Genomic DNA, 8,113 nt, shown 5'->3' on the forward strand with positions numbered 1-8,113 from the left:
GCGGCTAGGGCATATACACATCTTTGACGTCGCAGAAATCGAATCTGGATCAACGGCTTACAACCAGTCCGATGCCGGCTCTATGCAAACGGACTCAGACGTCCTCTTCACACGCGCTTTGAAATGACTCGTCTTTTCCCATCGATCGGCACAGGCCGAAAAGATGTGTATATGCCCTAGCCGAAGACGGGGGAGGGGACAACAACCAGCTTCCCCCCTCACCCGATCGGCCTTCCTTCCAGCACGGCCTCCACATCGTCGAGGCTTGCGATCGCGAAGATATGTTCCGCCGGGAGCTCGCGGCCAAGCTCCTTCTCCAGCGCCTGCACGAGGCGCAGATGGGCGAGACTGTCCCAGGCTTCGAGCGTCGCGATCGAGGCATCGGACGGCACGGAAGCCGCGTCGATCTCGAGCGCGCTGGCGAGCACTGCTTTGGCTCGGGTTCCCATGGTCACGCCTCCGGTTTGCGCGCGGCGCGGGCCGCCTTGGTGGCGGCGCGCTTGGCCTTGTGCGCGGCCCAGTCCTCGGGCAGCAGGCCGAACATGAACTGATCGACGCGCTCGCCGGTCGGGCTGACGCGGTGGCGCTTCAGCACCGCTTCGCAGCGGAACCCTTGCGCCTTGTAATTGAAGACCGAGGGCACGTTGCGGCACATCGGATTGCCCCAGATCTTGCCGACCTTGAGGCGGCCGAACATGAAATCGATGATCGCGTCGCGGGTCTCGACCACCGCGCCTTTGCCCCAATAGGCCTTGTCGCCGATCACCACATTGGTGCTGGCGAGATTATGCCGGCGCTCCCAGTAGCAGGAGTAGAAGCCGATCAGCCGGCCCGTGTCCTTCAGGAACACGCCGAAATGGAACGAGGCCTTGTTGTTGAAGCGATCGATATATTTGTGGATGTCGTCGATCGTCATGGTGGCGGGCGCGCTGTTGACGCCGGTCATGATCTCCTCGTCCTTGGTCCAGGCGAGATAATCGTCGCAGACATCCTGATGCTGCATCGAGCGCACCACATAATGCTCGGTCTCCAGACGCAGCGGATTGCCGGGACGCCAGTTGGGCAGCGGCACGCCCGGATGCGGCTGTGTGGATGGCGCAGCCGGTTGCGCCACGGCCGGCGGCGCGGCAGCCGGTTTGGCCGCTGGCGGCTGCGGTTGCGGTTTTTCGTTCACCGTTTCAGCCCCTCGCAGTGAATCCGGACATTTGTCCGGTTGATCTTGCCACGGTCGGTCTTGGGAATCTCCGGCAGCAGGAACCAGCGCTCGGGCACCAGCTCGCGCCGGATCCGCTCCAGGCACCAGGCCCTGAGCTCGGCCGGCGCCAGCGCGATATTGTCGAGGGTCCGGACCGCGGCCGCCACCACCTCGCCCGAGATGTCGTCGGCCATGGCGAAGCAGCAGGCCTCGGCCACCTGCGGATGGCGCTCGAGGAAGAGATCGATCTCGGCCGGGTTGATCTTCATGCCGGCGCGGTTGATCTCGTCCTTCTGGCGCCCGACCAGGCGCAAGGTTCCCGAGGCATCGAGCCGCCCGATATCGCCGGTATGGAACCAGCCTTCGCGCAGGACGGGGTTGGTCAGGTCGGGGCGCTGCCAATAGCCCTGCATGAGACTGGGCGTCTGCAGCAGGATCTCGCCTTCGCCTTGCGCGACCTGCCGGCCGTCTTCCGTCAGGATCGCGGCCTGCCCGCCCCAGAGGCGGCCGATCAGCCCGTCCTCCGGCCCGCCCTCCGCGGCCGAGGCACCGCCGACCCAGTTGGCGGTCTCGGTGATGCCATACATGTTCACCACGCGATCGGTGCCGCTCCAGCCCATCACCTGTCGCCAGAGATCGGCGCCCAGGGGCGCGGAGCCGATATGGACCCGCGCCAGCGAGCCGTTGCGCGGCGCCTTGCCGGCCTTGAGCGCGATCTTCCAGAAGCTCGGCACCGAGCTCATGAAGGTGATGGCGTGATCGTCGATCAGCCGTGAGAGCGCCGCCGCCGTGGCGAGGCCGCTGGCACCATGCAGATAGAGGTCGCTGCCCGCAAGGAGCGGCGTCAAACAATTGCCGATGAGGCCATGGCCGAAATGGGTCGGCAGCACGCAGAGCGTGCGCGCGAGATCGGCGGCCCCGATATGAGCGCGGTTGAGCGCGAGCCGCGCCAGGATCGAGCGGTAGCTATGGGCGACGCCCTTGGGCGCGCCCGTCGTACCCGAGGTGAAGAGCAGCAATGCCGTGTCGTCGAGGCCGCCGCCCGAACAGCTGGCTGGCAGCGAGAGGTCCGCGCGCCCCGATTCGCGCTTCAATTCGAGGACAGGCATGGCGAGGCCCTGGCCATGGGCGAAGCCCTCGGCGGCCAGGATCGCCTTGGGCGCGAGGAATCCCGCCACGGTGCCAAGCTCGTCGCGTGTAAGGCCGGGATTGGCGCAGGCCGCGATGGCGCCCAGCTGCCAGACGGCGAAAAGATCGCAGAAGAAATCGGGGGTGCCGCCATGGACGATCAGGGCGGCATCGCCCGGCCCCAGGCCCCGGGCGGCGAGGAGTGCGGCCCGGCGCAGCGCCTCGGCACACAGCTCCGCCCCCGTCAGGCGGTTACCGCTGACGAGGTCGGTGACGCTGCCAAAGCCGATCGCCTCCAGACGCATGACGCCGACAATACCCCCTGACCCGCCCTCGCCGGCTACCCGGCATGGTCGCTTCCGAAGGGTCAAGAAACGGTGAGGAAATGGCAAGCCCCGGGAATGGGATTCCGGCCGTTCGACCGTCCGCAAAGGGAGCGATCAGGCTGGCGCGGCGTATCCCGGGAAGAGCTTGGCCGCCTCGTGGGTGAAGGCCTCGTTGGGCAGACGCCCGGCCTCGTCCCGGGACAGACCCGGCTTGATCCGGGTCAGGAAGAACATCGGCAACGGCCCCTTGTTCTTGGCCTCGATCGGTCCCCGGTCCTCGATCTCGAACAGCGGGCGAACCCGATTGGCGACCGCCTCGGAAAGATTGACGCGCCCGCCCTGTCCGGCCGATTCCATGCGTGCCGCCAGATTCACGGCATCGCCCCAGACGTCATAAATGAATTTGCGCTGGCCGATGACACCGGCCATCACGGGGCCGGTGTGCAGCCCGATCCGGAGATCCCAGCGCGGCATCCGCAGTTTCTCGCGCTGGCCATTCATTTTGGCCATGTAGTCCAGGATCGCGATGGCCGCGAGGCAGGCGTCGACCGGATGGCTCCGATTGACCTCGGGCAACCCGCCCACGCACATATAGGCGTCGCCGATGGTCTTGAGTTTTTCCAGCCGGTGGCGGTGCGCGATGTCGTCGAAGGCCGAGAAGAACTGATCGAGCTGGTCGATCAGACCCTTGGGATCCAGGCGCTCGGTCAGTTTGGTGAAGCCTTCGAAATCGGCGAACATGACCGTCGCCGTTTCATAGAACTTCGGCACGACCTTGTTGTTCAGCTTCAGCTCCTGCGCCACCGCGTGGGGCAGGATGTTGTGAAGCAGACGATCCGATCGATCGCGCTCGCCAGCCAGTTCGGTGCGTGCCAACTCGAGATCGCCCATCTGACGATCACGCTCGCGAATGGCGCGGCGCAGCTCGAGCTGGCTGACGACCTGGCGCGCCAATTTGCGCACCGCCTCGGTCTGCTCGAAGCGAAGCTGATGCGGCTGGAAATCCACCACGCACAGCGTGCCCAGCGCATAGCCTTCGGGGTTGATCAGCGGCATGCCGCAATAGGCGCGCAAGCTCGGTGGTCCGGTGACGAAGGCATTGTCGGCGAACCGCGCATCCGCGGTCAGATCGGGCACCACCAGAAGATCGTTGCCGCAGATCGTCGAGGAGCAGATCGACAATTCGCGCGGCATGCCGGTGAAGTCGGGCGGCAGCCCGTATTTGGATTTCTTCCAGTCGCGCGTCTCATCGATCAGGCCGATCACGGCCACCGGGCATTCGCAGATCTGCGCCGCCAACCCGGTGATCTCGTCATAGGCGAGCTCGGGGGCGGTATCGAGAATGGCGTAAGACCGCAAGGCATCCAGCCTGGCAGTTTCATTCAACGGAACTGACGCATTCATGGCGCGGGCTTCCCTGTTGCGGCATGAGAGGATCCAGCGCATCCATCGGAACGGCGATGCGACGGCACCGGGCGACCCGAAAGGAACAAGAATAGCAGAGCGGCCTGTTCGTATCGAGGCCCGCGAGAACCCGTCTGTCAGGCCGAGGGCTGGGCGCGCGGCAGCTCGGCGACCGGGATATGACAGCGAACGAAATCGTCGCGGCCGATCTCGGTCAAGGGCGGTTCCTCTGCCTCGCAGATGGCGCCGATCTTGTGCGGGCAGCGGGTGTGAAACACGCAGCCCTTGGGCGGGTTGATGGCGCTGGGGATCTCGCCGGTCAGGCGGATGCGCTCGGGCTGACGCCCATCGAGGGTCGGGATCGCCGAGAGCAGCGCCTCGGTATAGGGATGATAGGGGCCGGCAAAGACCTGCTCTGCCGTACCCACCTGCATGAGCCGGCCGAGATAGAGCACCGCGATGCGGTCGGCGAGATAACGTACCACGCCCAGATCGTGCGAGATGAAGACATAGCTGACGCCCTGCATCGCCTGCAGATCCGCCAGCAGATTGAGGATCGCCGCCTGCACCGAGACGTCGAGCGCCGAAGTCGGCTCGTCGCAGACCACGACGCGCGGATCGCCGGCGAAGGCGCGCGCGATCGCGACGCGCTGCTTTAGCCCGCCCGAGAGCTGGCGCGGCTTGGCCGTGAGATAGCGGTCGGCGAGCCGGACCACGCGGGTGAGCTCGAGCAGGCGCACCACCACATCGCCGCCGCGGATGCCTGCGAGCTTGGTGATGGCGCGGCCGATCAGCCCGCGCACGGTGTGCGAGCGGTTGAGCGCCGAATCCGGATTCTGGAACACGATCTGGAGCTGCTTGACTTGCTTGCTCGAGCGTCCCACCAGGGCTGCCGGCAATGCATCGCCGTCGAGTGTGATGCTGCCGCCCTTGTCGGGCGGGGTCAGGCCCAGCAACAGGCGTGCGAGCGTGGTCTTGCCGCTGCCGGATTCGCCGACCAGCCCCAGCGTCTCGCCCGGCATCAGGTCGAGATTGACGTCGCGCAGCGCCGCCACCTTATGGCCGCCGCTCTCGAAGGTCTTGGAGAGATTGCGGATGGCGAGGATCGGCTTGGCGCCGGCCGACAGCTTCGCGGCGGCCGGTGCGTCCGCGGCCATGACGCGGGGCAGATCGGGCGCGCGGTCGTGATAATGGCAGCGGCTGGCACGGCCGCCGAGATCGATCAGGGCCGGTTCCACCGTGCGGCAATGGTCGTCGGCGAGTCCGCAACGGTCGGCGAAGATGCAACCCTGCAGCACGCTGCCGGGCAGGGGCAAGAAGCCCGGGATGGTGTCGAGCCGGCCGTGATCCTTGCGCCGCCCGCGGCGCGGGAGGCAGCGCAGGAGACCGACCGAATAGGGATGGCGGGGATCGTTGAAGACCGATTGCGTCGGCCCCTCCTCCACCAGCTTGCCGGCATAGAGCACGCCGACGCGCTCGCAGACGCGCGCGACGACCGCGAGATTATGGCTGATAAAGAGGATCGAGGTGCTGAACTCGCCGCGCAGCTGCTCGACCAGATCGAGCACCTCGGCCTCGACCGTGACGTCGAGGCCGGTGGTGGGCTCGTCGAGGATCAGCAGCGCCGGGTTGGTGGCGAGCGCCATCGCGATCGAGACGCGCTGCTGCATGCCGCCGGAGAGCTGATGCGGATAGCGCTCCATGACGCGGCGCGGATCGACGATGCGCACGCGCTCCAGCATCGCGACCGAGCGGTCGAGCGATTCCTTGCGCGGCAGGCCGGCGAACTCGAACACCTCGGCCAGCTGGTTGCCGACCCGGATCGAGGGATTGAGCGCGCGGCCGGGGTCCTGATAGACCATCGAGACCGACTTCGCGCGCAAGCTGCGCAGATCGCCGGAGCCCATGGCGAGGAGATCGCGCCCGTCGACATGGATCCGGCCGGCGCTGATCCGGCCGTTGCGCGGCAGGTAGCGCACCGCGGCCAGGGCCGCCGTCGATTTGCCGCAACCGGACTCGCCCACCAGCCCATAGGCCTCGCCGCGACCGATGCGGAAGCTCAAGCCGCTCAAGACCTGGCGGTCCTTCCCGCGCACCTGATAGACGACGTCGAGATTCTCGACCTCGAGCGCGTCGGGGCCGGCGAGGGGCTTCGCCGCCGCCCTGGCCGTGGCGGGGCTAGCCATCCACCACTCCCTGGATGGCGTCGGCGATCAGGTTGACGCCGACCACCAGCGAGGCGATGGCGAAGGCGTCATAGAGCACGGTCCACCAATAGCCGCCGCCCACCAGCCCGTAATTGTCGGAGATGGTGAGGCCCCAGTCGGGCGAAGGCGGCTGGATGCCGAAGCCCATGAAGCTCAGGGTCGCGACGGTGAAGATCGCGTAGCCGAGCCGGACGTTGAACTCGACCAGGATGGGCGGGAGGATATTGGGCAGGATCTCCGCCAGCATGATGTAGAGGCTGCTCTCGCGCCGCAGGCGCGCGGCCGCCACGTAATCGAGCTCGCGCTCGACCAGCACGCTCGAGCGCACGGTGCGGGCGATGATCGGCGCGAAGCCGAAGGCGATCACGAACACCACCGTGGTGTTCGATGTGCCCAGCGAGGTGAGCGCGACGAGGCCGATCAGGACGGTCGGCAGCGACAGCAGCGCATCGATGATGCGGCTCAGCACATCGTCGACCAGCCCGCGGAAATAGCCGGTCACGAGCCCCAGCAGTGTGCCCATGATCGTGCTCAGAAGCGTCGCCAGCGGCGCGATCGTCAGGATGTCGCGCGATCCCACGATGACGCGCGAGAACACGTCGCGGCCCAGCTGATCGGCGCCGAACCAGTGATCGGCCGAAGGCGGCTCCAGCACCGCCAGCAGGTCGGTCTCGAGCGGATCGTAGGGCACGATCAGTTCGCCGAAGATCGCGCAGAAGACCCAGAAGCCGACAATCAGGGCGCCGGCGAGGAAGGTCGGCGAGCGCAGCAGCAGCCCCAGCGTCTCGCCCCATTCTTTGAGCCGGGTGGATACGGGGGGTGCTGTGCCGGAGCCTGTCGCGGTGGCGCTCACCCCTGGCTCCCATAGCGGATCCGCGGATTGAGCACCGAATAGAGAATGTCGGCGGTGAGCGTCGCCACCATATAGACGATACCGACCGAGAGCACGCCCGCCTGGAGCATCGGGAAATCCTTGCTCTTGGCGGCGGTGTAGATCAGCCCGCCGATGCCCTGGTAATGGAACAGCGTCTCGACCACCACGAGGCCGCCGATCAGATAGCCGGTCTGGGTGGCGATGACGGTGATGGTCGGCAGCAGCGCGTTGCGCAGCACATGGCGCCAGATCACCACCGGGAAGGGCAGGCCCTTCAGCACCGCGGTCCGGGTATAGTCGGAATCGAGCGCCTCGACCGTGCCGGCCCGCGCCATGCGCGCAATATAGCCGAACAGCACCAGCACCAGCGGGATCGAAGGCAGGATCAGATAATAGATCTGCTCGAAGAAACCCGCGCCGTCAGGCCAGCTCGCCGAGATCGGCAACCATTGCAGCCAGACGGCGAAGATCAAGATCAGCACAATGCCCGAGACGAACTCCGGCAGCACCGTCGACGACAGGCCGAAGATGGTGATGATGCGGTCGATGGGTCTTCCGACATGAAGCGCCGCCCAGACGCCGCCAAAGATGCTCAACGGCACGACCAGCACGAAGGCGACCATCGCCAGCTTCAGCGAGTTCTTGATCGCATCGACAACGAAGCCGGTCACCGGATGGCGCAGGGTATAGGACTGGCCCATATCGCCCTGCACGAAATGAACGATCCAGTCGCCATACTGGACCAGCACCGGGCGATCGACGCCCAGTTCGTGATTGAGATTATCGACGGCGCGCTTGTCGGCGAGCGGCCCCAGCATCGCCCGCCCGACATTCCCCGGCAGCAGCTGCGAGCCCGCGAAGACGATCACGCTCAAGACCCAGAGCGTGACCAATGACAGCAAAACGCGTTTGAGTAGAAAGCCAGCGATGACCCTTGCTCCTCATCGCAAGACCCCGCGGCTGGCTTTCAGGCCAGCCG

7 protein-coding genes are annotated in these 8,113 nt (G+C 66.3%); all 7 read right to left on the reverse strand.

Annotated elements, in window-relative coordinates:
• Positions 1-218: 218 nt before the first annotated feature.
• The 7 genes from ACREE8_RS10985 to ACREE8_RS11015 all read right to left on the reverse strand — a co-directional run bounded on the left by ACREE8_RS10985 (position 219) and on the right by ACREE8_RS11015 (position 8,063).
• Complete coding sequence (locus ACREE8_RS10985) at positions 219-449, reverse strand: acyl carrier protein (RefSeq protein WP_431573034.1); 231 nt, start codon at positions 447-449, stop codon at positions 219-221.
• 2 nt (positions 450-451) lie between these two features.
• A complete protein-coding gene (locus ACREE8_RS10990) occupies positions 452-1,174 on the reverse strand; it encodes a GNAT family N-acetyltransferase (protein WP_431573035.1) in 723 nt (240 codons plus the stop codon).
• A complete protein-coding gene (locus tag ACREE8_RS10995; RefSeq protein ID WP_431573036.1) occupies positions 1,171-2,628 on the reverse strand; it encodes a class I adenylate-forming enzyme family protein in 1,458 nt (485 codons plus the stop codon). The genes ACREE8_RS10990 and ACREE8_RS10995 overlap by 4 nt, the downstream gene beginning before the upstream one ends.
• Before the next feature lie 135 nt (positions 2,629-2,763).
• Positions 2,764-4,053 (reverse strand): adenylate/guanylate cyclase domain-containing protein, encoded by a 1,290-nt coding sequence (locus tag ACREE8_RS11000; RefSeq protein ID WP_431573037.1) that lies wholly within the window; start codon positions 4,051-4,053, stop codon positions 2,764-2,766.
• Positions 4,054-4,190: 137 nt separating this feature from the next.
• Positions 4,191-6,239 carry an ABC transporter ATP-binding protein gene (locus ACREE8_RS11005; RefSeq protein WP_431573038.1) on the reverse strand — a complete coding sequence of 683 codons (2,049 nt, stop codon included), beginning with the start codon at positions 6,237-6,239 and terminating at the stop codon, positions 4,191-4,193.
• Positions 6,232-7,113 (reverse strand): ABC transporter permease, encoded by an 882-nt coding sequence (locus tag ACREE8_RS11010; protein ID WP_431573039.1) that lies wholly within the window; start codon positions 7,111-7,113, stop codon positions 6,232-6,234. The genes ACREE8_RS11005 and ACREE8_RS11010 overlap by 8 nt, the downstream gene beginning before the upstream one ends.
• The gene (locus tag ACREE8_RS11015) at positions 7,110-8,063 is read right to left on the reverse strand and encodes an ABC transporter permease (RefSeq protein WP_431573040.1); all 954 of its coding nucleotides are present in this window, start codon (positions 8,061-8,063) and stop codon (positions 7,110-7,112) included. Before ACREE8_RS11015 ends, ACREE8_RS11010 begins: the two co-directional genes overlap by 4 nt.
• Positions 8,064-8,113 lie beyond the last annotated feature (50 nt).

The sequence above is a fragment of the Hypericibacter sp. genome (assembly GCF_050729195.1).
Lineage (GTDB): Bacteria > Pseudomonadota > Alphaproteobacteria > Dongiales > Dongiaceae > Hypericibacter.